Source organism: Micromonospora sp. LHW51205, assembly GCF_003315815.1.
GTDB classification, from domain to species: Bacteria; Actinomycetota; Actinomycetes; order Mycobacteriales; family Micromonosporaceae; genus Micromonospora; species Micromonospora chalcea.
In genome coordinates, this window is the sequence record NZ_QMEZ01000003.1 from 216,948 (window position 1) to 241,658 (window position 24,711).

Annotated in this window: 24 protein-coding genes; 6 read left to right on the plus strand and 18 right to left on the minus strand. The window is 74.1% G+C overall.

What is annotated here, in order from left to right:
- The 17 genes from DQE82_RS13290 to DQE82_RS13370 form a co-directional block, all read right to left on the minus strand.
- Window positions 1-924, minus strand: coding sequence for a phytanoyl-CoA dioxygenase family protein (locus DQE82_RS13290; RefSeq protein ID WP_043323636.1), 924 nt, complete (start codon window positions 922-924; stop codon window positions 1-3).
- Window positions 921-2,018, minus strand: coding sequence for a 4-hydroxyphenylpyruvate dioxygenase (hppD, locus tag DQE82_RS13295; protein WP_113972838.1), 1,098 nt, complete (start codon window positions 2,016-2,018; stop codon window positions 921-923). The genes DQE82_RS13290 and hppD overlap by 4 nt, the downstream gene beginning before the upstream one ends.
- 60 nt (window positions 2,019-2,078) lie before the next feature.
- Entirely contained in the window at window positions 2,079-3,341 is a 1,263-nt protein-coding gene (locus tag DQE82_RS13300; RefSeq protein ID WP_043323632.1) for a beta-ketoacyl synthase, read from the minus strand.
- Window positions 3,338-4,957, minus strand: coding sequence for a class I adenylate-forming enzyme family protein (locus tag DQE82_RS13305; protein ID WP_069088553.1), 1,620 nt, complete (start codon window positions 4,955-4,957; stop codon window positions 3,338-3,340). The genes DQE82_RS13300 and DQE82_RS13305 overlap by 4 nt, the downstream gene beginning before the upstream one ends.
- Complete coding sequence (locus DQE82_RS13310; protein WP_104115201.1) at window positions 4,954-5,394, minus strand: beta-ketoacyl synthase chain length factor; 441 nt, start codon at window positions 5,392-5,394, stop codon at window positions 4,954-4,956. Before DQE82_RS13310 ends, DQE82_RS13305 begins: the two co-directional genes overlap by 4 nt.
- A gap of 146 nt (window positions 5,395-5,540) precedes the next feature.
- Window positions 5,541-6,671: a beta-ketoacyl synthase gene (locus tag DQE82_RS13315; RefSeq protein WP_069088552.1), complete on the minus strand. Its 1,131-nt coding sequence runs from the start codon at window positions 6,669-6,671 to the stop codon at window positions 5,541-5,543.
- A complete protein-coding gene (locus tag DQE82_RS13320; RefSeq protein WP_043323626.1) occupies window positions 6,664-6,909 on the minus strand; it encodes a hypothetical protein in 246 nt (81 codons plus the stop codon). The genes DQE82_RS13315 and DQE82_RS13320 overlap by 8 nt, the downstream gene beginning before the upstream one ends.
- The gene (locus DQE82_RS13325; protein WP_043323623.1) at window positions 6,909-7,172 is read right to left on the minus strand and encodes an acyl carrier protein; all 264 of its coding nucleotides are present in this window, start codon (window positions 7,170-7,172) and stop codon (window positions 6,909-6,911) included. Before DQE82_RS13325 ends, DQE82_RS13320 begins: the two co-directional genes overlap by 1 nt.
- A 180-nt stretch (window positions 7,173-7,352) precedes the next feature.
- Window positions 7,353-8,750 carry a class I adenylate-forming enzyme family protein gene (locus DQE82_RS13330; protein ID WP_064446474.1) on the minus strand — a complete coding sequence of 466 codons (1,398 nt, stop codon included), beginning with the start codon at window positions 8,748-8,750 and terminating at the stop codon, window positions 7,353-7,355.
- A gap of 264 nt (window positions 8,751-9,014) precedes the next feature.
- Entirely contained in the window at window positions 9,015-10,262 is a 1,248-nt protein-coding gene (locus tag DQE82_RS13335; protein ID WP_069088551.1) for a beta-ketoacyl synthase N-terminal-like domain-containing protein, read from the minus strand.
- Window positions 10,259-11,530: a beta-ketoacyl synthase gene (locus DQE82_RS13340; RefSeq protein ID WP_113972839.1), complete on the minus strand. Its 1,272-nt coding sequence runs from the start codon at window positions 11,528-11,530 to the stop codon at window positions 10,259-10,261. Before DQE82_RS13340 ends, DQE82_RS13335 begins: the two co-directional genes overlap by 4 nt.
- Entirely contained in the window at window positions 11,527-11,937 is a 411-nt protein-coding gene (locus DQE82_RS13345) for a cupin domain-containing protein (protein ID WP_018784080.1), read from the minus strand. Before DQE82_RS13345 ends, DQE82_RS13340 begins: the two co-directional genes overlap by 4 nt.
- Window positions 11,934-12,641: an SRPBCC family protein gene (locus DQE82_RS13350; RefSeq protein ID WP_113972840.1), complete on the minus strand. Its 708-nt coding sequence runs from the start codon at window positions 12,639-12,641 to the stop codon at window positions 11,934-11,936. Before DQE82_RS13350 ends, DQE82_RS13345 begins: the two co-directional genes overlap by 4 nt.
- Window positions 12,638-14,203 (minus strand): acetyl/propionyl/methylcrotonyl-CoA carboxylase subunit alpha, encoded by a 1,566-nt coding sequence (locus DQE82_RS13355; protein WP_113972841.1) that lies wholly within the window; start codon window positions 14,201-14,203, stop codon window positions 12,638-12,640. Before DQE82_RS13355 ends, DQE82_RS13350 begins: the two co-directional genes overlap by 4 nt.
- Window positions 14,203-14,682, minus strand: a complete 480-nt coding sequence (accB, locus tag DQE82_RS13360; RefSeq protein WP_113972842.1) for an acetyl-CoA carboxylase biotin carboxyl carrier protein — start codon at window positions 14,680-14,682, stop codon at window positions 14,203-14,205. Before accB ends, DQE82_RS13355 begins: the two co-directional genes overlap by 1 nt.
- Window positions 14,682-16,406 (minus strand): acetyl-CoA carboxylase carboxyltransferase subunit alpha, encoded by a 1,725-nt coding sequence (locus DQE82_RS13365; RefSeq protein WP_113972843.1) that lies wholly within the window; start codon window positions 16,404-16,406, stop codon window positions 14,682-14,684. The genes accB and DQE82_RS13365 overlap by 1 nt, the downstream gene beginning before the upstream one ends.
- On the minus strand, window positions 16,403-16,756 hold the full coding sequence (locus DQE82_RS13370) for a TcmI family type II polyketide cyclase (protein WP_043323608.1): 354 nt from the start codon (window positions 16,754-16,756) through the stop codon (window positions 16,403-16,405). The genes DQE82_RS13365 and DQE82_RS13370 overlap by 4 nt, the downstream gene beginning before the upstream one ends.
- A 429-nt stretch (window positions 16,757-17,185) precedes the next feature.
- Between DQE82_RS13370 and DQE82_RS13375 the strand changes: the two genes are divergently transcribed.
- From DQE82_RS13375 to DQE82_RS13400, 6 genes are all read left to right on the plus strand, one after another.
- A complete protein-coding gene (locus DQE82_RS13375) occupies window positions 17,186-17,986 on the plus strand; it encodes a BTAD domain-containing putative transcriptional regulator (protein WP_113972844.1) in 801 nt (266 codons plus the stop codon).
- Between the two features lie 63 nt (window positions 17,987-18,049).
- Complete coding sequence (locus DQE82_RS13380; protein WP_030504426.1) at window positions 18,050-18,397, plus strand: TcmI family type II polyketide cyclase; 348 nt, start codon at window positions 18,050-18,052, stop codon at window positions 18,395-18,397.
- A gap of 243 nt (window positions 18,398-18,640) precedes the next feature.
- A complete protein-coding gene (locus DQE82_RS13385; protein ID WP_113972845.1) occupies window positions 18,641-19,717 on the plus strand; it encodes a helix-hairpin-helix domain-containing protein in 1,077 nt (358 codons plus the stop codon).
- A 220-nt stretch (window positions 19,718-19,937) separates the two neighbouring features.
- Entirely contained in the window at window positions 19,938-21,137 is a 1,200-nt protein-coding gene (locus DQE82_RS13390; RefSeq protein WP_113972846.1) for a low temperature requirement protein A, read from the plus strand.
- Window positions 21,138-21,258: 121 nt separating this feature from the next.
- Window positions 21,259-21,465, plus strand: a complete 207-nt coding sequence (locus DQE82_RS13395) for a hypothetical protein (protein WP_030504423.1) — start codon at window positions 21,259-21,261, stop codon at window positions 21,463-21,465.
- Window positions 21,466-21,633: 168 nt separating this feature from the next.
- Complete coding sequence (locus tag DQE82_RS13400) at window positions 21,634-22,596, plus strand: TIGR03557 family F420-dependent LLM class oxidoreductase (protein ID WP_113972847.1); 963 nt, start codon at window positions 21,634-21,636, stop codon at window positions 22,594-22,596.
- Between the two features lie 8 nt (window positions 22,597-22,604).
- Here DQE82_RS13400 and DQE82_RS13405 read toward each other — a convergent pair whose 3' ends face one another.
- Complete coding sequence (locus DQE82_RS13405) at window positions 22,605-24,701, minus strand: amino acid transporter (RefSeq protein WP_043323594.1); 2,097 nt, start codon at window positions 24,699-24,701, stop codon at window positions 22,605-22,607.
- Between the last annotated feature and the right edge of the window lie 10 nt (window positions 24,702-24,711).

Sequence of the window (24,711 nt, forward strand, 5' to 3'; positions counted from 1 at the left end):
TCAGCCTCCCTGCTGGGCGCGGTCGCGCCAGATGACCGGGCAGTAATCGGGGTCCGCGTAGTCCGGCCGGCCCTCGTGGGTGCGGCGGACCAGCACGTCGTGGTTGTACGCGGCGAGCGTGCCGTCGGAGAGCGGATACTCCCGCCAGGCGTTGTCGCCGTCCTGCAGGTGCAGCGAGATGGCCCGGCGGGGCCGCCCGCTGACGTTCGCACCGCTGCCGTGGTAGGTGCGGCAGTGGTGGAAACTCATGTGTCCCTTGGGGATCACCATGGGGATCTTGCGGATCGTCGCCCCGTTGTACGCCGCGTTCTCGGCGAGCATGACTTCGAGCTGGTCGCGGTCCCGGTCGGCGAAGTGCCGCACCACCGTGTCGTCGGCGCCGATCTCCCGCCAGCGGTGGGAGCCGTCGACCATGGTGATGGTGCCCATCTCCTCGCCGCAGTCGTGGAACGGGATGAACGCGGTGAGCATGTTCTCCGACGACGAGGACGCCCAGTAGTGCTTGTCGAAGTGCCAGGGCACGATGTTCGACGGCTCACCGGCGATCGGCGGCTTCCAGATCAGCGTGGACTGGAAGATGCGGATCTCGGTGGCCTGCGCCAGCCGGGCGGCGACCGCCCCGATCAGCGGTTTGCGCAGGATGCGCGCGATGCCGTCGTGTTCGTGGTGCACGTAGTCGTTGTGCCGCTGCACGTCGCCCTTGGCCGGCTCCCAGTAGGCCAGCTTCGGCGGCCGCACCGGCAGCCGCCGGTCGCGTTCCCCGGCGTAGTAGCTGTCGGTGGCGGCGACCAGCTCGTCCACCTCGTCGTCGGTGAGCAGCTTCTTCGACAGGTACCAGCCGTGCTCGGCGTAGTGCCGGACGTCCTCGTCGGAGGGAAGCAGCGCCTCCTCCTCGGCGGTCAGCCCGGGATCGATGGTGGTCATGCCCCTACCCCTCCGGCCGCGGCAGCAGGGGTCGCCCCCGCCGCGGCCAGCTCGCGTTCCTTGGCCTCGTAGAGCGCCTTGATGTTGCCGCTGCCGAAGGTGCGCGCCCCGCGCCGCTCGATGAGTTCGAGGAAGAGGGTGCGGCGCACGTGCATCGACTCGGTGAAGATCTGCAGCAGCTGCCCGTCGTGGTCGGAGTCGACCAGGATGCTCAGCTCGCGCAGCCGGTCCACCGGCGCGTCGAGGCGGCCGACCCGCTGCTCCAGGCCGTCGTAGTAGGCGCCGGGCGTGCTGGCGAACCGCACCCCGCGCCCGGCGAGCGCGCCGACGGCGGTGACGATGTCGTCGGTGCGCAGCCCCAGGTGCTGCACTCCGGCGCCGGCGTGCCAGCGCAGGAAGTCCTCGATCTGGCCGGGCCGGGCGCTCGTGTCCGGCTCCAGCAGCACCAGCGTGACCTTCCCCGACGGGCTCTGCACCACCTTGGAGTTCATCGCCTGACCGGCGACCTCGATGTGCTCGGTGAAGATGTCGGCGAAGCCGAACACCTTCTCGTAGTGCGCGACGATCTCGTCGAGCTGCCCCGGCGGTACGCAGACGGCCAGGTGGTCCACCTCGGCCAGCAGCTCGTCGCCGTCCGGCGCGGCCACCGGCTCGATCGCCCCGGGCAGGAACACCTCCGGGTCACCGCTGCGCTGGACGAGGCGGTGCACCACGTCGCCGAAACCGCCGACCTCGGCGACCACGACCTCGGCGTCCGCGCCGGTGAAGGTGCGCGGCGGGCTCAGCGGTGTCGCGCCGCGTTCCACCAGTTCCGCGTACGCCCCGGCGGCGTCGTCGACGGCGAGCGCCACCACGGCGATGCCGTCGCCGTGCCGGTGCACGTACGTGGCTGCCGGGTGCTCGGCGGACAGCCCGGTGGTCAGCAGCAGCCGGATGCCGGCCTGGGCCAGCAGCAGCGAACGCTGCCCGTCCAGCCCGGTCTCCGGCCCGCCCTGCCCGCGCAGCCGGAAACCGACGGCGTTGTCGAAGTAGAAGGCCGCCTGCCGGGCGTCTCCCACGTACAGTTCGAGATGGTCTATCCCGTTGATGGTCATGGGCTTCCCCTGTTCCCCCCGTGATCGCGACCCGGACGGACGCCCGGGACTGGAGTCCGGTCAGCCGGCGGCCGGGGTGGCGGCCCGGCGGGCCGGCCCGGAGAGCCGGCGCAGGAGCAGACTGACGTTCTGGCCGCCGAACCCGAACGAGTTCGTCAGCGCGTGGTCGGCCCGGGTGGGCCGGGGCACGGCGCGGACGTGGTCCGCCTCGCACTCCGGGTCCGGGTCGTCCAGGTGGTAGGTGGGCGGCAGCAGGCCACTGTCGAGCGCCAGCGCGGTGGCGGCGGCCTCCAGCACCCCTGATGCGCCGAGCAGGTGCCCGGTGAGCGCCTTGGTGGAGCTGACCGGGACGCCGCCGAGGCCGAACACCTCGGCCAAGGCGATCGTCTCGGCGACGTCACCGAGCTTGGTGCCGGTGCCGTGCGCGTTGACGTACCCGACGTCGCCCGGCCCGATCCCGCCGGCGGCCAGCGCCCGGCGCATGCACGCGGCCGCTCCCGCGCCGTCCGGGCGCGGCGCGGTCGGGTGGTACGCGTCGGTGTTCGCCCCGAAACCGGCGACCTCGGCGTAGCCGCGCACGCCCCGACCGTCGGCGTGCCCGGCGCGCTCCAGCACCAGCAGCGCCGCGCCCTCGGCCAGCACGAACCCGTTGCGCCGCTTGTCGAACGGGCGGCTCGCCTCGGTGGGTTCGTCCCAGCCCCGGGCCAGCGCCCGGGCGTTGCCGAACGTGTCGGCGAACGTGGGAAACAGCGGCGCCTCGCTCGCCCCGCACACCACCACGTCGGCCTCGCCGGAGCGGATGAGGCGTACCCCGTCGGCGACCGCCTGGGCGCCGGAGGCGCAGGCCGTGCCGACCGACGAGCTGTAGCCGCGGATGCCGTGCGCGATGGCGATCCGCGCCGACGGCATGTTCGGCAGGATGCCGGTGAGCAGATACGGGCTGACCGCCGCCCGGCCCCGGGCGGCCCGCGCCAGCACCTGCCCCTCCAGCGTGGACATCCCGCCGACACCGCCGACGATCACCGCGATGCGCTCCGGGTCGACGTCGCGGCCAACCTCGATACCGGCGTCGGCGAGCGCCTCGGCGGCGGTGATCAGGGCCAGCAGCACCACCCGGTCGAGCACCTTCGTCTCCGGTCCGGAGGCGACGCTGCGCGGGTCGATGTCCGGCAGCACGCCGGCCACCTCCAGGCTGCCCGCCGCCGGGTGTCCCTCGGGCGGGCGACGCAGTCCGGAGCGGCCGGTGAGCAGCGCGTCGAACGTGTCCGCCACGCCGCGCCCCGCCGGGGTGAACAGGCCCATGCCGGTGACGACGGCGGTCACGACGGCGCCTCGGTCAGATAGCGCTCGCGCAGCGCCACCTTGCGTACCTTGCCGGTGACGGTGACCGGGATGTCGTCGGCGCGCACCGGGACGATCCGGCGCAGCGTGGCGCCCACGTCCGGGCCCAGCGCGGTACGGATCCGCTCGGTGCGGTCCGCGTCCGGGTCGGCGCCGGCGGCCAGTTCCAGCAGCACGTCGGTGGTGACCGTGCCGTCGTCCGCCTTGACGATCACCACGGTGCAGTCGGTCACGTCGGGGCTGGCGGCCAGGATGCGCTCCTCGGACAGCGCGGTGAAGAACCGTTTGCCGTCGCCCGCCTCGACCGAGTCGACCGCCCGGTCCAGGTGGTAGTAGCGGCCGTCCTCGTCGGCGTACACCAGGTCGCCGGTGAGGTACCAGCCGCGCAGCCGGAACCGGTACGTGGTGACCGAGTCGTTCCAGTAGCCGCGGAACAGCGACGGCGAGTCGATGCCGAGCCAGCCGACCTGCCCGGGCGGCAGCTCGTTGCCGTCCGTGTCGAGCACGGCGACCTTGGTGAACCGGTACGGGCGGCCGACGCAGCGGCCGTACCTGTCGGTGTCGGAGGTGTGCGTGATGTGGAACATCGAGTGGCCCATCTCGCTGGAGCCCAGGCCGTCGATGAACACCGACCCGGGTACCCGGGTCACGCCCTGACGGGTCACCACGTCGCGGGAGCCCACCGCGACCAGCCGCCGTACGTGCGGCTCGTGCGAGCAGTCGCCGGTGTTGAACCACAGCCGCACCGAGTCCAGGTCGTAGCCGGACAGGTCGAAGCGGGCCAGCTCGGCCCAGGTGACGGAGAAGCCGAACACGCCGTCCGGGCGCCACCGCTGGATCGCGTCGAGCACCCGCTCGCCGCCCTGCTCGGAGAGCAGGAACATCTCCGCCCGGTTGCCGAGCGCCTGGTTGACCATCAGCACGGTGGCGGTGTGCGGGGCGGGCAGCGCGTTGAGGATGCGCGTGGTGCCCTGCGCCTGCGGCATGGACAGCAGGTGCCGGGTCGCGGCGAACAGGCTGGCGTGCGAATGCAGCACCGCCTTCGGCACTCCGGTGGTGCCGGAGGTGTGGGTGATGACGATCGGGTCGTCCGGGTGGTGCCGGTAGTGCGCGGGCGCCGCGTCCGGGTCGCCGGTCCCGGCCTGCGCGGGCTCGCCGAGCATCGGCGCGCCCAGGTCGTGCCCGGCCAGCGCCTGCGCGTGCGCGGCGTCGGCGAGCACCCCGGCGGCGCGCAGCCGGCGGATGTACTCGGCGGCGATCTCGGGGCGCAGCCTGCCGTTCATCAGCGCCGGGATGGCGCCGAGGCGGGTCAGCGCCAGGAACGACAGCACCATGTCGGCGGCCGTACCGGCCCAGACGGCGACCGGGTCGCGGGGTTTCACCCCGCGTTCGTGCAGCCAGGCCGCCCGGGCGGCGACCATCCGGTCGAGCCGGCCCAGGGTCAGCGGGGTCTCGGCCGGGTGGCCGTCGACCTCGGTGTCGAATGTGAGCCCCGGCCCGTCCGGGTCGGCGCCGTGGGCCAGCACCCGGGCGAGCACGTTGCCCGCGCCCAGTTCCGCGTCGGCTGCGAGCGCGCCGCGCAGTCCCTTCGTCCTCATTGACGTGTTCCCTCCCCCAGCAGCACCGCGGTCGCCTCGCCCGGCGTACCGTCCGATGCCAGTTCGATCAGGATCAGCAACGCCTGTGCGGCGTCGCCGTCGTGCAGCAGCAGGTCCGCCTCGGCCTCCCCCTCGGCCCGCGGATCGCCGGTCGGGCTCAGGCACACCACCGGCCCGTCCAGTCCCCAGCGCGCTGCGACGTGCCCGGCCACGCTGTTCGGCACCGACTGGAAGAAGAACAGCGGCCCGATCCGGTCACCGGCGTCCACCGCGGCCCGGACGTGCGCCGCGCTGGCCGTGTCCCCGCCGGCGCTGACCAGCACCACCGCCGTACCGTTGCCCGGCGGCAGCGGCCCGGTGCCGTAGCGCCGCGCGAGGCACCGCTCGGCCACCGCCACCACGAGAGGCGCGAACGCCGAGTGCACAAACCCCGGCACCCCCGCCGGCCCCTCATCCCCGTCCTCGGGCCACCGCGCCTCTGCTTCGCTGCGCGATCTTGCGGTTGGCGCCCTCTCGGCGGGCGTTGTGCCCGTTTCGCCGGGGCCGGAAGTGCAAGATCGCGGAGGGCTGGGGGTGGAGGCGGTCATGAGGTGCTCACCAGGAGTGCGGTGTTGGCGCCGCCGAAGGCGGCGTTGAGGGTCAGGGCGTGCCCGGTGCGCGCGGGGCGCGGGGCGTCGCGGATGACGTCCAGCGGGCACTGCGGGTCCGGGCCGAGCCAGCCGGCGGTGACCGGCAGCTTGCCGTGCCGCAGGGCCAGCACGGTGACCAGCAGTTCCAGCAGCCCGGACGCCTCCAGCGCGTGCCCGTGCACCGACTTGGTGGAGCTGACCGGCAGCCGCCCGGCGCCGTCGCCGAACACCCGGGTCAGCGCCGCCGCCTCGGAGGCGTCGCTGAACGGGGTGCCGGTGGCGTTGGCGTTGACGTAACCGACCGCGTCCGGTGGCAGCCCGCCGCGGCGCAGCGCCGCCTCGACCGCCCGGGCCAGCCCCAGCCCCTCCGGGTGCGGCTGGCACGCGTGGTAGGCGTCCCCCGCCCGCCCCCACCCGGCCACCGTCGCCACCGTCTCGGCGCCCCGCCGGGCGGCGGCACTCGCCGACTCCAGCACCACAGCGGCCACCCCGTCGCCCAGCAGCAGGCCCTTGCGGCCGGCGCTGAACGGGCGTACCGCGCCGTCGGCGGCGAGCGCCCGCCCGGCGTCGAACAGCGCGTACTGGTCCGGTTCGACCAGGTAACCGGCCGCGACCACGACCCGCTCCAGGTCGCCCCGGCGGATCAGCGCGGCGGCGTCGGCGACCGCGCTGCTCGCCGACACGCAGGCGGTGGTGTAGATCCGGGTCCGCCCGCCGAGGCCGCACCGCGCGGCCAGGTGACCGGCCAGCGCCGGGACCGTCGGAGCGTCCCGCCCCTGCGGTACGGGCAGCGAGTGCGGCCCGCCGTGGGTGGCCAGGAACAGCGCCGACCCGGCGCGCCCGGCCCGGTCCAGTCCGGCGGCCCCGGCGGCGGCGTCGATCGCGTCGGCCAGCTCGTCGGCGAGCGTGCCGACGTCCGGCGCTGTGGCCGCCACCGTGACCCGGCGGCCGGTGGTGTCGAAACGGCGCACCGGTCCGAACGCCGGGGCGCCGGTGAGCACCCCGGCCAGCAGCGCGTCCGCGCCCCTGCCGAGGGCGCTGAGCGCGTACGTGCCGGTGATCCGTACGGTTTCCCGCTCAGCCATCTGCGGGAGCGGTCAGCGCGCCGCGGAACACCGCGAGCGCGTCGTCGACGGTGCGGATGCCGGCGAGTTCGTCGTCGCTCAGGTCCAGCCGGCGGTCGTGGCGCTGCTCGACCATGTGCACCAGCCAGGCCAGCTCCATCGAGCCGAGCCGGTCCGGCACCTGGTCGGCGGGTTTCGCGGTCAGTTCGGCGAGCATGCTCACCAGGTCAGCTCGCCCCAGGTCGGGCTGACCGGACATCAGGACTTGTCGCTGTTCGCGGCCACCCGGTCGGCGACCATCGTGGTGAACTCGCCGACCGTCATCAGCGCCAGTTTCTCCGACTCGTCGTCGGCGAACTTCACGCCGTACCGGTCCTCGACGCGGACCGCGAGGTCGGCCAGGGCCAGCGACTCCAGGTCGACGCCGGAAGGGCCGAGCGTGGTGTCGTCGTCGAGCTCGTCCACGTCGTAGTTCATGTCGGCGAGCTGTTCGACGACGAAAGTGCGGACCTGGTCTCGCATGGGTTCAGACCTCTTCTCCGTGTACCGGCTGACGGTGCCCGGTCGGGACACCGTGTGCGTGTGGACCGGCCGGCTCGGACGCGCGGGTGGCGCGCCGCTCGGCCGGGGCGGGTCGGGAATCGGGGTGGATCGGACGTCCGGCGGAAGTCCGGCGATTGCGCGGCTCGTACAGCGGTCCGGTCACGACGCCGCGTCCCGCAGCGCCGGGACCGACCGGACCAGCTTTCCGGTGGTGGTGCGGGGCATCTGGTCGAGCAGCCGCAGCGTGCGGGGACGCTTGAAGCCGGCCAGCCGCTCGGCGATCAGCTTGTCCAGCGTCTCCTCGGTCAGCGAGCCGTCGGCCTGGACGTACGCGGTGATGCCGTCGTCCCAGACCACCACCGCGGCGACGACGCCGGGCAGCCCGGCCACTGTGGCCTCCACCTCGGTCAGGTCGACCTTCAGGCCGCCCACCGACACCTGCGAGTCCAGCCGGCCCTTGATGGTGACCAGGCCGGTGTCCGGGTCGACCACCCCGGCGTCGCGGGTGTGCAGCCAGCCGTCGGCCCACCGGGTCGGGTCGGCCAGTCCGACGTACGGGTTGGCGGGACAGCTGACCCACAGCTCGCCGTCACGCTCGCGCACCTCGATGCCGGGGGCGGGCGCGATGGCGGGGCGGTGCCGCCCGTACAGGTCGGTGCCGATGACGCCGACCTCGGTCATCCCGTACATGTTGCCCAGCGGCACGCCGTAGCGGTCGGTGAAGGCATTGGCCACGGCGGCGCTCACCAGCTCACCGCCGGTGGTCATGCGTTTGAGCTGCGGCAGCGGCCCGGCCGGTGTGGTGGAGGCGAGCAGCCCGATGTGGAACGGCACGCCGAGCACAGTGGCCGGGGTGTCCTGGGCGGCCACGGCGGCGAGGATCGCGTCGCCGCTGAGCCGCTCCGGCGGGCACAGCTCGACGCCCGCGTGCAGCCCGTAGAGCAGGCCGCCGACCAGGCCGAGCACGTGCACCATGCTGGGCAGCAGGATGATCCGCTCGCCGGGCAGCGCGACGCCGTCGATGCGGGTGTAGCGGCGCACCTCGCCGACCAGGTCGGCGGCGGTGCGGCCGATCACCTTGGACGGCCCGGTGGAGCCGGAGCTGAGCTGGATCACCGCGTGCGGGCTGCCCGCCGGGCGGTCGGAGTACGCGCTGACGCCGGCGGTGACGTCGACGAAGATCCGCAGCGCGCCGCCGCCGGAGCGCACCGGGGCGACCACCACCTGCGGGCTGAGCCGGCGCAGCGCCTGGTCGACCTCGTGGTCGGTGAGCCGGTGGTCCAGCAGCACCGCCTGCGCGCCGGTACGCCAGGTGGCGAGCAGGTGCGCCACGTACGCCAGCGAGGGCGGCAGACGCAGCGCGGCGGCGCCTCCGGCGCGCAGCCCGGCCTCGGCGAGCCGGTCCTGCGCCTCGCCGACGAGCCGGCGCAGCGTGCCCTTGTCCACCGGTTCGGGCAGGCGCAGGCAGACGTCGGTGTCGCGGCCGGTGAACAGGATGTCGTCCACCCAGTCCACCGTCGTCGAGGCAGGATCTTCTGCCACGGGATGTGCAGTCACGACCAGCCACCGTTCCAATGAGGAACTGGGCGGATCCGCCCAGCGGGTACGTCGTTCGGGGTATGGCGGAACCCTACGACGACCCTCTTCTGCATCGCCAGATGCAAATGGCTAGATCCAAAACAGCGGCTGGGTGGATTGCTCAGGCTCGATCGGACAGGCAGGATCGGGGCCACGCCGGCAAGGTAGTCCGCCGGCCGCCGGATGCTGTGCGCGCGGGCTCCCGCGCGGACGGCGGGCGACGACGCTCCCGGGTGGCCCCGCTCAGCGCTCGCCCGCCGGTGGGGGCGCGGCGCCGCGCAGCACCAGCGCGCTGTTGAACCCGTCGAAGCCGCGCGCGCCGACCAGCGCGATCCGGCTGCGCGGCGGGCGGGGCTGCCGCAGGAACGTCAGCTCGCAGCCGGGCGCGGGCTCGTCCGGGCCGGCCGAGGCGGGCAGCATCCCGCGGCGGAACGCCAGCAGCGCGGTGGCCGCGTCCAGCGCGGACCCACCCTGGTGCGCCCGGCCGGTCAGCGGCTTCTGGGTGGTCACCGGCGGGGTCCGGTCGCCGAAGACGGCACGCAACGCGGTCGCCTCGGCCCGGTCGTACGCGGGCACCCCGAGCGCGTCCGGCCAGACCACGTCCACGTCGTGCGGGCGTACCCCGGCGCGTTCCAGCGCCAGCCGCAGCGCCCGGGCGTAGTGCGCCGGGTCGGGGCCGGTGGCCGGGTCGGTGGGCGCGGCGTCGTGGGTGGCGGCCCAGCCGGTGATCTCCCCGTAGACGCGCGCGCCCCGCGCCAGCGCGTGTCCCAGCTCCTCGACCACGAAGACCGCGCCGCCCTCGGCCGGCACGTAGCCGCTGGCCGCGACGTCGAACGGCCGGTACGCGGCCTGCGGGTCGGACACGTCGCTGAGCAGGCCGGAGCGCAGCTGGCAGGCGAGCGCGTACGGGCTCAGCGGGCACTCGGTGGCCCCGGCGATCACCACCGGCGTGCCCCGGCGGACGGTGCGCACCGCGTGCGCGAGGCTGTCCAGCCCGCCGGCCGACTCGGACACGGTCACCCCGGACGGCCCCTTGAACTGGTGGCGGATCGACAGCTGGCCCACACTGGCCGCGTAGAACCAGGCGATCGACTGGTACGCCCCGACGGTGCGGGTCGGCCCGCCCCACAGCCGCTGCAGCTCCCGCTGGCCGAACAGGTTGCCGCCGGAGGAACTGGCGAGCGTGACCGCCCACTGGTACGGGTCGGGCGACACCTCGGGCAGCCCGGCGTCGGCCAGCGCCAGCCTGGTCGCGGCGAAGCCGAGGTGGGTCCACCTGTCGGTCTGCACCCGCTGCCGGGTGTCGCTGAACCCGGCCGGGTCGAAGTCGGACACCTCCCCGGCCACCCGGGTCGGGTAGCGCTCCGGGTCGAACAGCGTGATCGGCCCGATGCGCCGGGTGCCGGCCAGCACGGTGTTCCAGTGCGCCTCGGCGCCGATCCCGCTGGGCGCGACCACACCGATGCCCGTCACCACGGCCCGCGCGGTCATGTCGGCACCGCCGCCAGCCGGCGGAACACCATCGCGGACTGGAAGCCGCCGAACCCGCTGCCCACCGACAGCGCCACGTCCACCGGCACCTCCCGCGCCTCGTTCGGCACGTAGTCCAGGTCGCACTCCGGGTCGCGGGTGGTCCAGTTCGCCGTGGGCGGGACCACGCCGTACTCGATGGCCAGCGCGCAGGCGGCCATCTCGATCGAGCCGATCGCGCCGAGCGAGTGGCCGACCATCGACTTGATCGAGCTGATCGGCACCCGGTACGCGGTCTCCCCCAGCGCCCGTTTGAACGCTGCGGTCTCGTGCCTGTCGTTCTGCCGGGTGCCGGAGCCGTGCGCGCTGACGTACGACACGGCCGACGGGGCGAGCCGGGCCTGCCGCAGCGCGTCGCTGATCGCCACCGCCATCTCCGCGCCGTCCGGGCGCAGCCCGGTCATGTGGAAGCCGTTGCTGCGGCTGGCGTACCCGGCGACCTCGCAGTACACGTGCGCGCCCCGGCGGCGGGCGTGCTCGGCCTCCTCCAGCACCAGCACGGCGGCGCCCTCGGCGAGGACGAACCCGTGCCGGTCGGCGTCGAACGGCCGGGAGGCGTGCTCCGGGTCGTCGTTGTCCGGGCTGGTCGCGCCGATCGCGTCGAACGAGGCGACGGTGACCGGGGAGATCGGCGAGTCGGCCGCCCCGGCCAGCACCACGTCGGCCTCGCCGTCGGCGACGAGCTGGTGGGCGTACCCGATCGCGTCGATGCCGGAGGTGCAGCCGGTGGAGATGACCTGCGCCGGGCCGTGCAGGCCGTGCCGGCACGCCACGTCGGCGGCCAGGCTGCTGGGCACCAGCGCCTGGTAGAGGTACGGCCCGCCGAGCGCGTGGTCGACCAGCCAGTGCCGGCCGGAGTCGCTGACCCGCACGTACTCCTGTTCCAGGGCCATGGTCCCGCCGACGGCGGTGCCGAGCACCACCCCGGCGCGTTCGCGCTCCGCGTCGGTGAGGACGAGTCCGCTGTCCGCGAGCGCCTCGGCGGAGCAGGCGAGCGCGAACTGCACGTACCTGTCGGCGCGCTGCCGTTCGGCGAGCGTGATCCCGGCGGCGTCCGGGTCGAAGTCGCACTCGGCGGCGATCTGCGACCGGAACGGCGACGGGTCGAAGAAGCTGATCCGCCGGGTCGCGGTGCGGCCCTCGGTGATCGTCTTCCAGAACCGGTCCCGGGTGGCGCCGCCGGGCGCGACGACGCCGACGCCGGTGACCACGGTGCGCCGGCCGGTCACGACGGCTCCCGTGGCGGCGGGGCCGCGCTCTCGGTGTCGACGTGGCCGAGTTCCGGGCGCGGGGCGAGCGGTCCGAGGTGGAACACCACCTCGGCGGGCTCGTCGCCGGTGTTGCGCAGCCGGTGCCGCACGTCCTTCGGTACGTAGAGCGCCTCCCCGGCGGCGACCGGCACCGGCACGTCGTCCAGGTCCACGGTGATCGCGCCGCGGGCGACGTAGAGGAATTCCTCGCTGTACGGGTGGTAGTGCTCGGCGATCCGCTCCCCCGGCGCGAGCGTGGCCACGCCCATGAAACCGGAGGTGCTGCCGACCGTCTTCGGGCCGAGCAGGACCCGCAGCTCCCCGCCGCGACGGCGGTCGGCCGGTACGTCGTGGACGGAGACCCGGGCGGTGGTGGTGTCGGTCATCGCGTGCCTCCCGCGTACGCCCGCTCGATCTTTTCCTTGATCACGGCGAGCTGGATCGCGCTGTTGGTGTTGATCCGGTTGGTCATGCCGGCGTTGTCGACCGGTGCGGTCGGCTTCATCGCGAAGTCCTGCGTCCACGTCATCCGGGTGCCGCCGGGGATCTCCTCGTACCGCCAGTGGATGCGCATGTACTCGAACGGCCCGGTCTCGACGCGCCGGGCGTGCACCTCGCGGGTGGCCGGGTCGGCGGTACGTTCGCTGACCCAGCTCCACGCCACGCCGTTCTCGTCGGGGTGCATGGTGAGCCGGAAGCGGACCGTGTCGCCGTCGCGGTGCAGGATCTCGGCGACCGCGTACTCGGTGAACAGCTCGGGCCACCGGGCCACGTCGTTGGTGATCTCCCAGACCAGCGGCAGCGGCGCGTCGATCTCCACCGCGTTCTCGGTGTGCCCGGGCGGATCGGCCTTGCGGGCGACCAGGTCGGCGACGCCGGCGATGCTGAGCTGCCCGGCCTGTTCCGGGATCTTCACCCGCCACCGGTCGGCCACCACCGCGGACAGTTCGAGCAGCGCCAGCGAGTCCATGCCCAGCTCCTCCAGGCTCGCGGCGGGCGTGCTGGCGGCGGCGTCCGGGTCCAGGCCGCAGTGCGTGACCAGGATGTCGGTGATCTCGCGGGCGAGCGGGCGGTCGGGGGCGACTGTCATCGGTTCCTCCAGGTGGTCGGGCCGGCGGCGGGCACGGCGCGAACGGGGGTACGGCCGGCCGGGTCGGCCTCGGCGCGCGGGTCGGGCACCGCCGACCGCAGCCGCGGTACGACGGCGCCGGCGTGGGCGCCGTCGGCCCGCTCGCCGGCCGGGGCGCTGTCGGCGCTCCCGGCGTCGGCGGCGCTCCCGACGGGCCCGTCGGTGGCCACGGCGGGCGGGGTGAGCAGGCGTTCCACCAGGGCGGTGGTGTGCCGGGCGGCCCGGAACGCGGGGTCGCGCAGCACCCGCCGGGCGAACGGAATCGTGGTACGCACACCCGGACCGGCCACGTCGAATTCGGCCAGCGCCCGGTCGAGCCGGTCCAGCGCGGCGTCCCGGTCCGGCGCCCAGACCGCCACCTTCGCCAGCAGCGAGTCGTAGTGCGGGCTGACCAGGTAGCCGGTGTGCCCGTGGGTGTCGACCCGGGTGAACGGGCCGCCGGGCGGCCGGAACCGGTCCAGCCGGCCGGGCGCGGGCGCGAAGTCGCGGTCCGGGTCCTCCACGTTGACCCGGCACTCGATCGCCACGCCGGTCAGCCGGACGTCGGACTGACGCAGGCGCAGCGGGGTGCCGTACGCGATGTGCAGCTGCTCCTGCACCAGGTCCACGCCGGTGACCATCTCGGTGACCGGGTGTTCCACCTGGATCCGGCAGTTGATCTCCAGGAAGTGGCAGCGTTCCGCCTCGTCCACCAGGAACTCCACGGTGCCGGCGCCGGTGAAGCCGACCGACAGCGCGCCGCGCAGCGCCACCTCGGCGACGGTGTCCAGGGTGGCCTGCCGCAGCGCGGGCGCGGGCGCCTCCTCGATCAGCTTCTGGTGCCGGCGCTGCACCGAGCAGTCCCGGGTGCCCAGGTGCACGCCGTTGCCCTGGCCGTCGCAGAGCACCTGAACCTCGACGTGGCGGGCGTCGGCGAGGTACCGCTCGACGTACACCCGGTCGTCGCCGAACGCGACCTGCGCGGCGGCGCGGGTGCGGGCGTACGCGCGGGGCAGCTCGGCGGCCGCGCGCACCACAGTCATGCCGCGCCCGCCCCCGCCCGCAGCGGCCTTCACGATCACCGGGTAGCCCACGTCGGCGGCCACCTCCTGCGCCTCGGCGACGGTGGGCAGTGTCCGGACGCTGCCCGGCGGCAGCGGCAGCCCGGCGGCGCTCATCAGCGCCCGCGCCGTCGACTTGTCCGCGAGCGCGGCCATCACCTGCGGCGGCGGGCCGACGAAGACCAACCCGTTCTCCGCGCAGATCTCGGCGAAGTCGGCGTCCTCGGACAGGAAGCCGTACCCGGGGTGGACCGCCTGCGCGCCGGTCTGCCGGGCTGCCTCCACGATCGCCGCCGCGTTGAGGTAGCTGCGCCGGCTGGCCGCCGGGCCGATCCGGACCGCCTCGTCGGCCAGCCGCACCGGCAGCGAGTCGGCGTCGGCGCTGGAGTGCACCACCACGGTGCGCACACCCAGCTCCCGGCAGGCGCGCAGCACCCGCAGCGCGATCTCGCCCCGGTTGGCGATCAGCACCTTGTCGAACATCAGCCGTCCTGTCCGGTGACCGGTTCCAGGGCGATCAGCGGCTGGTCGTACTCGACGGGCTTGCCGTCGTCGACAAGCACCTCGACCACCCGTCCGGCCTGGCCGGCGGTCACCTCGTTCATCAGCTTCATGGCCTCGACGATGCCGACCACCTGGCCCGGGCGGACCACGTCGCCGACCGCGACGAACGGCATCGCCCCGGGCTCGGGAGCCCGGTAGAACGTGCCCACCACCGGCGAGCGCACGGCCGGCCGGTCGACCGGCGGCGCCGACTGCCGGGCGGGCTCCTCGATGCGCGCGCCCACCGGTTCGGTCCCGGCGCGCGGCGCCGGCGCCGCCGGGTCGTGCCACTCGACCTCCAGCACCGACTCGCCGCTGCGCAGCCGCACCCGGCGTACCGGCCCGGCCAGGTCGGCGACGAGCTTGCGGGCCTGCCGGCGCAGCCCGTCGAGCACCTGCTCGGACTCCACGTCGGCCATCACGCCACCTCCGGCCGCTCGGCGGCGCGCGCCGTCGCGGCGGGACCGGCGGTGGCCGAGCGGGCCGCCCCGAAGCGGCGGAACCGCTGACGCCGTCGGCGGACCAGCGTGGCGGGAGGCACGGTGAGCAACGGGGCGAGGTTCGCCGCGACCGCCCGGCGCAGCAGCTCGGCCGCGCCGGCCGGGTCGGCGTGCGCGGCCGGCCGCGGCTCCGGCACCAGCTCGTCGACCACGCCGAGGTGACACAGGTCGGCGCCGGTGAGCCGTAACGCGCGGGCCGCCTTCGGCGCCGCCGAGCTGTCCGGCCAGAGGATCGCGGCGCAGCCCTCGGGGCTGATCACCGAGTAGACCGCGTGTTCCAGCATGAGCACCCGGTCGGCGACCGCGAGCGCGAGGGCGCCGCCGCTGCCGCCCTCGCCGGTGACCACCGCCACCACCGGCGTGGGCAGCACGGTGAGCGCGAGGATGTTCTCCGCGATCGCCGCCGCCTGGCCCTGCTGCTCGGCGGTCACCCCCGGATCCGCGCCGGGCGTGTCCACCAGCGTCACCACCGGCAGCCGCAGCCGCGCCGCGAGACGCATCAACCGCAGCGCCTTGCGGTGACCGGCCGGACTGGCCATGCCGAAGTTGCGGGTCACCAGCTCGGCGGTGGTGTGCCCCTTCTGGTGGCCGATCACCATCACCGGCCGGCCGTCGAGACGGGCGATGCCGCCGACGACGGCCGGGCAGTCCGCGCCGAGCCGGTCCCCGTGCAGCTCCACGAACCCGTCGAACGCGGTCTCCAGATAGTCCAGTGTGGTCGGGCGGCCCGGGTGCCGCGCCGTGCGTACCGTCTCCCACGGGTCGCGGTCCGGCGCGGCGGCCACGGTGCTCACGGCCGGCGCCGGTCGCGGCGCGGGCGCGCCCACCGGCGCGCGGCGGCCGGAGTGGGCGGCGGCGAGCAGCGCGGCGAGCCGGCCGCGCAGCGCGTGCCGGGGCACCACCATGTCCACCTGGCCGTGGCGCAGCAGGTACTCGGCGGTCTGGAAGCCCTCCGGCAGCGTGGCGCCGGTGACCTGGCGGATCACCCGGGGGCCGGCGAAGCCCAGCCGGGCGCCGCTCTCGGCGAGCACCAGGTCGGTGTTTGTGGCGAAGGAGGCGGCCACCCCGCCGTACGTGGGATCGGTGACCACGCTGACCGTCAGCAGACCCGCCTCGCGCATCCCCGCGAGGGCCTGGCTGACGGTGGCCATCTGCATCAGCGACAGCGCGCCCTCCTGCATCCGCGCGCCGCCGGACGCGGTCACCAGCACCAGCGGGACGTCGTCGGCCAGGGCCCGCTCGGCGGTCCGGGTGATCAGCTCACCGACCGCGCAGCCGAGGCTGCCGCCGAGGAAGCGGAAGTCCATCACCGCCAGCGCCACCGGGTGCCCGCCCACCCGGGCGGTGCCGCAGAGCACCGCCTCGTCCAGGCCGGTCGCCGCGCGGGCCGCGCCGAGCCGGTGCGGGTACGGCAGCGCGTCGACGAACTCGATCGGGTCGACGCGCACCGCCCGGTCCGGCAGCGGCGTGAACGAGTCCGGGTCGGCGAGCTGCGCCACCCGGTCCGGCGCGTCGAGCCGGGCGTGCGAGCCGCACTCCGGGCACACGTCCAGGTTGCGGCGCAGCCGCTTGCGGTAGAGCAGCGACGCGCACCCGTCGCACCGGGACCACAGCTGCTCGTCGCGCGGCGCGGTGGTGGTCACTGAAGCCGCCCGGCGGCGTCGTGCAGGTGGGCCGGGGCGTCGTACCGGTAGAAGCAGTGCGCCATCGCGTCGCGGGGCGAGCGCCAGGTCGGCAGGTACGGCGAGATGTACGGCCGCAGCCGCTCGCTGATCCGGATGAACTCCGGGTGCCCGCGGTTGTCCTCCACCGCGCCCTGCGCCGGCGTCTCCGTCTCCAGCAGATGGACGTAGAGATCGTGCAGCCGGTACAGCGAGCGGTGCCGCACACCGACCAGGCCGGGCAGCTCGGTCGCGTCGGACTCGGCGAAGATCTCGGCCACCCGGTCCTCGGCCGTGGGCACCACCTTGGCGACGATGAGCGAACGGTCCATTCGCGGCCTCCCTGCGTACGTCCCGGTGCGCGGCGAACCGGTCGCGCCGCACGGATTGCCACACGGTGCCGCCAGGGCCGTCTACCGGGCGTCAACCGCACCCCATCGCGCCACAAACATGGTGACGCTGCGTTGACGGGAGCTGTGCGTGAGCTATGGGAAGATCACCTTCCGGATTCCGGGCGGCGACACTTTTTCGCAGATCACAGGCGTGTTACGAGTCCGCGCCGGACGGTCAGGTGGCCGACCGACCGTTGACTGAGAGTAACAGGCATTGATATTCTCCGTCTCGGTCAGCCCGGCCACGGTGGAGGTTCCGGACCGTGGTGGAGGCGTTCCGACACCGGCGTCGCGGGCGACGGGCCGGGAGACGACGGTCGGGACGAGGGTTCCGGTGCTGGGGGGTGCGCCGTGTCGGGTGGATCGAGGATGCCGACGGCGGGCGAACCCGCCCCACGGGTGGCACTGCACCTGCTCGGCGGTTTCCAGTTGCTGCACGACGACACTCCGGTGGTCGTACCCCGGGGGTTGCAGCGCGTCATCGCCCTGATCGGCCTGCGCCCGGCCGCCACCCGCAGCCACCTCGCCGGTCTGCTCTGGCCCGAGACCCCCGAGGAGCGAGCGCTGTCGTCGCTGCGGACCGCGCTGTGGCGGCTGCGGCAGGACCCGTGCTGCCCGCTGCGCACCGACGGCGACACCGTCCGCCTCGGACCGACCGTCCGCCTCGACGTGGACGACCTGGTGGAGACGGCCACCCGGGTACGCGAAGGCGCAGTCCCCCGCGGCGCTGCCGGCGCCGGACGCCACGACCTGCTCCCCGGCTGGTACGACGACTGGGTGCTGCTGGAACGCGAACGGCTGCGCCAGCTGCGCCTGCACATGCTGGAGGAACTCGCCGGCAACCACCTCACCGCCGGCCGGCACGGCGAGGCGCTCGAGGCCGCGCTGGAGGCGATGGCCGCCGAACCGCTGCGGGAGACCCCGCACCGCCTGGTGGTCCGCATCCACCTGGCCGAGGGCAACGCGTTCGAGGCGGTCCACTCCTTCTACGTCTACCGTGACCTGCTTCTGCGCGAACTGCGCCTGGAACCGTCCCCGGCCATGACCGCGCTGCTGGACGACACGCTCGCGCCGATCCGGCGGGCCAGCCGCCCGGAACCGCCGCCGCCGCGCCGCACGGACCGGGCCGCCAAGGCGGCACCGCCATCAATCCCCCGGGGTACGCGGTGACGGCGAGGTGACAGCGCGACCGGCACGGTGAGCCCAGCACCGCGCGGCAGAGGGGGTCACACGATGAGTCGACTGTTGGTGGTCAGCCGGATCGTGCCGGGCGCACAGGGACGGGTGGCGCAGATCTTCGCCGAGTCCGACGCGACGGAACTGCCCCACCTCACCGGCGTGCGGCACCGGTCCCTGTACTACCTGCACGACCTGTGCGTCCATCTGATGGAGACCGTCGACGTGGCGCCCGACCTGACCGCGGAACTACGCGACCACCCGCTCTACGAGCAGGTGAACAAGCGGCTGTCCGCGCACACCTCGCCGTACCTGCCGACCTGGGACTCGCCCCGGGACGCGGTGGCCGGCTGCTTCTACAGCTGGACCGCCGCCGGCACCCCTGCGCCCGACCGGATCCGCTGACCGGACACGGGCGACGGACGGGGCGCCCCGGAACCACGCACGGCACCCAGGTTCCGGGGCGCCTCCCGGCCGTGCACCATTCGATTCCCGACGCACGCTCGGTCACTCGCCGGCCACCGGCGGACACCACCCGTCCCGCAGTCGCGGCCCGGCACCAGCCTGCCTGTCGTCGTCGGCGCGCGTGTGCGAAGCTGCCCCGAGTCTTTCGCCACCGTCGTGCACGTACATAGAAGGAGGTTGGCCATGCCGTCGAGCTTCGGGCAGTGGCTGTTCGTGATCCTGGCCCTGCTCATCGGACTGGTCGCCGGCTGGGTGCTCTTCGGCCGCCGACCCGGCGCCCCGGCGACGCCCACGGTGGAGGGCGCCCCCGCGGTGACCGCCACCGTCGACGAGCCGCGTCCGGTCGCCGTGGTCGACGAGCCGCCGGCGACCGCCACCGTGACCGAGCCCGCCCCCACCGAGTCCGCGACCGCCGAACCGGCCGTAGCCACCGCCGCCCGCACCGCCGACGAGCCGGCCGAGTCCTCCCCCGCCGCCTCCGACCCGGTCGTGTCTGAGCCAGCCACCGCCGAGCCGGTCGGGTCTGAGCCGGCCACCGCCGAGCCCGTCGTGTCTGAGTCGGTCACTGCCGAGCCCGTCGCCGCCGAGCCCATTGTGTCCGAGCCCGCTGCCTCCGAGCCGGTCGTTTCCGAACCGGTCAGCGCCGAGCCCGTCGTTTCCGAGCCCGTCGTTTCCGCACCCGTTGCCTCCGAGCGGGTCGAGTCCGAGCCCGTCGGTGCCGAGCCGGTGTCGCCCTCGGCCGACGCCGGGCCGGTTGCCGCGCCCGTGGCCGACGCCGAGCCGGCTCCGGCCGTCGTTGACTCCGACTCGGTGACGGTTCCGGCCACCGTTGACGCCGAGCCGGTGGCGGCTTCGGCAACCCTCGCCGAGGACGAGCCCGCCACGGAGAAGCAGCCCGCGGTCGGCACGGCCGTCGACGCGCCGGCCACCGAGGCCGCGCCGGTCGAGGCCATCGAGCCGGTCGCCGTGCCCGCGCCGCGTACTTCGGTCGAGAATGTCCCGGCCGCGGCGGACACCGACGCGTCGGACGACTTCCGGCGAATCCAGGGCATCGGGCCGAAGCTGGCCGCCGCCCTGCAGGACGCCGGGATCCGCACCTACCGGCAGCTCGCCGAGCTGGACGAGGCTGCACTGCGGCAGACGGTGAAGGCCGCCGGCCTGCGCTCCGCGCCGGGTCTGGCCACCTGGCCGCAGCAGGCGAAGGTGCTGGCGGGTGCCGGCGCTGAGGCCGATCGGGTGCTCCCGGCCGGTGCCGAGTAGACGCTCCTCCGTGTTCCGGGCCGGTGGTGACGATCGTCGCCACCGGCCCGGCGCGTTTCCCGCCCCACCAGAACCCCGAAGTGGTGACATCACCGCGCGACCATCAGCCCCCACCCGGACCGGTATGTCGGAAAACTGACCGCTTGCGGACAGGCATCGCTACGGTCGGTGAGGGGCCCTCACGGCCCGCCGCACGAACCGCCACCCGCAGGAGCATGTCGTGCCCACCGCAGCGCCGGAGCCCGGCCGGCGACCGCCGGTCCGCGATCCGGAGGCGCCGCGCCGGGTGACGCTGCTCGAACTCTTCTTCGACCTGGTCTACGTGGCCGCGCTCGCGTTGATCTCGCGTCACCTGGTCGGGTCGGTGTCCTGGGAGCGGGCCGCCGAGTCCCTGGTCATGCTGATGGCGATCTGGTGGACCTGGGCGATCACCACGCTGGTCACCGACATCTACGATCCGCAGCGCACCGAGATCAAGCTGCTGATCGTGGCGGTGATGTTCGGCGCGCTGCTGATGACCACCGCCATCCCGGAGGCGTTCAGCTCCCGAGGGCTGGTGTTCGCCGGCACGTACGTGGCGATCCATCTCGGACGCGGCCTGTTCCTCATGCCCGCCGTACGGCGGCACCCGCAGAGCAACCAGCGGGCCCTGCGCATCTTCGTCTGGTTCGCCGTGTCGGCGGTGCCCTGGCTGGTCGGCGCGCTGGCCGCGCACGGCACCGCACGGCTTTTGCTCTGGTTCGGCGCCCTGGCCATCGACTATCTCGGATTCCGGCTGGCGTACCCGGTGCCGGTCCTGGGCGCGGTGCCGGACTCCCAGCGCAACGTGACCGCCGAGCACCTGTCCGAGCGGTACCAGCAGTTCTTCATCATCGCGCTCGGCGACGCCGTGCTGGTCGCCGGCACCGTGTTCAGCCTGCACCACTCCGAGGTGGAGAACCTGGCCGCCTTCACCGTCGCGTTCGCCACCACGCTGCTGCTCTGGCGCATCTACGTGCACAAGTCCGGCGAGCTGCTGCCGCACGCCATCGCCCGGGCCGCCCAGCCGAGCCGGTTCCTCAACACCGCGCCGTACACGCATCTGATGATGGTGGCGGGCGTGGTGACCACCGCGGCGGGCTTCGACCTGGTGCTGCTGGAGCCGACCGGGCACACGCCACCGGCCTGGCTGGCGGTGATCCTCGGCGGGCCGGCGCTGTTCCTGACCGGGCGGGCCGCCTTCGAGTACGAGGTGTTCAGCCGGGTGTCGTCGTCCCGGCCGGGCGGGGTGCTGGCGCTGCTCACGATCGCGCCGGCCGGGTTGTTCCTCGCGCCGGTCTACGCCTCGGCCGGGGCGATGCTGGTGCTGGCCGGGGTGGCGTCCGCCGACTACCACCGCAGCCGGGGCCGCCCGCCGGAGGAGCCGATGCCGCCGCACTGAGCGGGCGCCGCCGGTAATCGGAATCGGCCGCACCGGGCGCCAGCGCGCCGTTTGGCGGATCACCCGCCCGGGGTACATGGCCTCCACCTCGAATCCACCACAACCCCAGTGGAGGCAACTGATGCGCGGCACCTCGATATTCGGCGTCCTGGTCGTCATCTGGCTCATCATCGGTGCCATCGCCGCCGGTCAGCGCGGCTACTACGGCAACGACGAGACGAACTGCGCGGAGGCGGGCACGATCCTGGTCACCATCGTGGCCGGCCCGCTGAACTACATCGGCGCCAACCCGAAGGTGGACTGCAAGCTGCCCGAGCCCTCGAAGTAGATCACCTCCCGGCCCGCGCCCGCCCGGCGAGCGCGGGCCGTTCCGTGCCCGGGGCGCGGCACGCCACCACCCCTAAGGCGTCCTAGGAGGCTGGGTTTGGCCGGGGTTTGCCCGGCGGAGGGGCGGGAACGGCAGCGGTTCGCCGACGACGGAAACGGAGAACCGGGCATGCGGATCGGCTACAAGCTCGCCTCGGAGGCGTTCGGGCCCCGGGAACTCATCCGGCAGGCGATCCGGGCCGAGGAGGTCGGCTTCGACTTCGTCGAGATGAGCGACCACTACCACCCCTGGCTGGAGTCGCAGGGGCATTCCTGCTTCACGTGGAGCGCGCTCGGCGCGATCGCCGCCCGTACCAGCACGCTCGGCCTGGCCACCGGCGTCACCTGCCCCACCGTCCGCTACCACCCGGCGATCGTCGCGCAGGCCGCGGCTACCATGGCGCTGATCTCCAACGGGCGGTTCACGCTCGGCGTGGGCGCCGGCGAGCGGCTCAACGAGCACGTCGTCGGGCAGGGGTTCCCCAGCGTACGGGGGCGGCACGAGCGGCTGCGCGAGGCGCTGGAGATCATCCGGTTGCTCTGGCAGGGCGGCTACCGGTCCTACGAGGGCCGGCACCTGAAGCTGGAGGACGCGCGGATCTGGGACCTGCCCGACGATCTACCGGTGATCGCCGTGGCGGCCAGCGGCCGGGAGTCCGCCGGCCTGGCCGCCGAGCTGGGCACGGGCCTGTTCGCCACCGAGCCGAAGGCGTCCATCGTCGACCAGTACCGCAACGCCGGCGGCCGGGGCCCCCGCTACGCCGAGGTGCCGATGGCCTGGGCCACCGACGAGGAGTCGGCGGTACGCGCGGCGAAGGAGACCAGCCGCTGGGCGGTCACCGGCTGGAAGGTGATGAGCGAGCTGCCGAACCCGGTGAACTTCGACGCCGCCACCACCTGGGTCGAGGACCACCACATCCGCAGCCAGTTCTCCGTCGGCCCGGACGCCGGGCCGCACGTGGAGAAGGCGCGCGCGTACGTCGAGGCCGGCTTCGACCACATCGTGCTGCAGAACGCCGGCCCGGACCCGGACGGCTTCCTCGACTTCTGCGCCCGCGACCTGCTGGCCCGGGTACGCGCCCTCGGGTCGTAGCCGGCGGGTCAGCCGCCGACGTGGATGCCGGGACGGCGGGTGGGATCCGGCTCGGACTTGCGGATGATCTCCCGTACCACCGGCGGCGTGTCGCCCCGGCCGAGGATGAGGTAGCGCAGCAGGTGCGCGATCGGGTTCCCCTCCGACCACTCGAAGTGGCAGTGCGGGCGTACCCCGGTGGCGTCGCGCAGCGCCAGCAGGATCGCGGCTATCGCGTTCGGCGCGGCCGGGCTGCTGGCCCGCAGGATCCGGTAGCCGCCGGCCTCCACCCCGTGCACCCGCAGCACCTGGCTGAACTGCGACGGGTCGCTCACGTCGATCTCCAGGAAGAGCACGTCGGCGGCGCCGGGCACCGGGTTCATCGACCGTTGCGCCCGCTCCTTGACCCGGTACTCCTTGACCGACCCGCGCTGCCGCTTGTTGGCGATCAGGTGCAGCCGCCCGTCCCGGGCCACCGACTCGTCGACGAACCGGCGGGCCGCCTCGTCGAACTCGATCCGCTCGGCGCGCAACTCGGTGGTCCGGGTGACGCGGGAGATCAGCGACACCGCGACGATCCCGGCGATGAAGAACCCGGAGATGGTGATGCCGTCCGGCTTGGCCACCACGTTCTCCGCCAGCGCGTACAGCAGCACGGCGGTGAGCAGCGCGAACCCGGCGCCGGCCGCGCGGCTGCCGGCCCGCAGCGCCGCGATGGTCACCGCTATCGCGCCGGAGACCATCATCGCCAGGATGCCGGTGGCGTACGCGCCGGCCTGGGCGTTGACGTCGGCGGCGAACGCGATGGTGATGGCGACGCTGATCGCGGTGTAGACCAGCACCACCGGGCGGACCGCGCGGCCCCACTCCGGCGCCATGCCGTACGACGGCAGGTAGCGCGGCACGATGTTGATCAGCCCGGCCATCGCCGAGGCGCCGGCGAACCAGAGGATGAGGATGCTGCTGATGTCGTAGACGGTGCCGAACGCCTGGCCGAGATGCTCGTGGGCGAGGAACGCGAGCGCCCGGCCGTTGGCCGGCCCGCCGGGCGCGAACGCCTCGGGCGGGATCAGCACGGTGGTCACGAACGTGGTGGCGATCAGGTAGACCGACATGATCAGCGCGGCGGCGGTGAGCAGCCGGCGGGTGTTGCGGATGCGGGCGGCCAGCCGCTGCTCCGGATCGGCGCCGCGGCCGCGCACCAGCGGCATCATGCTCACCCCGGTCTCGAAGCCGGACAGGCCGAGCACCAGCAGCGGGAACGCGAGCGCGCTGGTGGCCAGGACGTCCCCGGGTCCGCCGGCGTCGGCCAGCCGGCCGGTCCAGTCGGCCAGCGGCGCCGGGTCGGCGGCCAGCTCGGCCACGCCGGCGACCACCACCACCGCGTTCAGCGCCAGGAACACCGCCACCAGCGGGATGGCCACCTGCACCGCCTCGCTGAACCCGAGCAGGAACACGCCGCCGAGCACGAGCAGCAGCGCCACGGTGACCAGCACCGCCGCTGTCCGGCCGTGCGGGAACGCGGCGGGCAGGGCCGGGTTCTCCAGCAGGTGCACGCTGGCGTCGGCGGCGGAGAGCGTGATCGTGATGATCCACGAGGTGGCGACGAAGCCCAGCAGCACCAGCACGAAGACCTTGCCGCGCCAGAACGGCAGCAGCCGCTCCAGCATCGCCACCGAGCCCTGCCCGTGCGGGCTCTCCCGGGCCACGCGGCGGTACATCGGCAGCATCCCGAGCAGGGTCAGCGCCACGATCAGCAGGGTGGCCAGCGGACTGAGCGCGCCGGCCGCCACGACCGCGATGCCCGGCAGGTAGGACAGCGTGGAGAAGTAGTCGACGCCGGTCAGGCACATCACCTGCCACCACGGGTGCGACCGGGTCTGGTGCTCCCGTACCTCCGGGCCGACCGGTTCGACGCGGTGGGCGAACAGCCACCGGTGCAGCCGGCCGGGCGGCGGGGCCGGCCGGGCCGGGGCGGCCACCCGTTCCGGCAGCTCCGGCACGGGACGACCGGACCGCTCGGCGTGGTCGCCGTGCCGGCCGGCCCGGGCGGCCGCGGCGGCGTGCGCCTCCCGGCGCCGCTCCCGCGTACGCCTGGGCTGTTCCGCGTCCCCCGCCTGCCCCATCTGTTCCCCT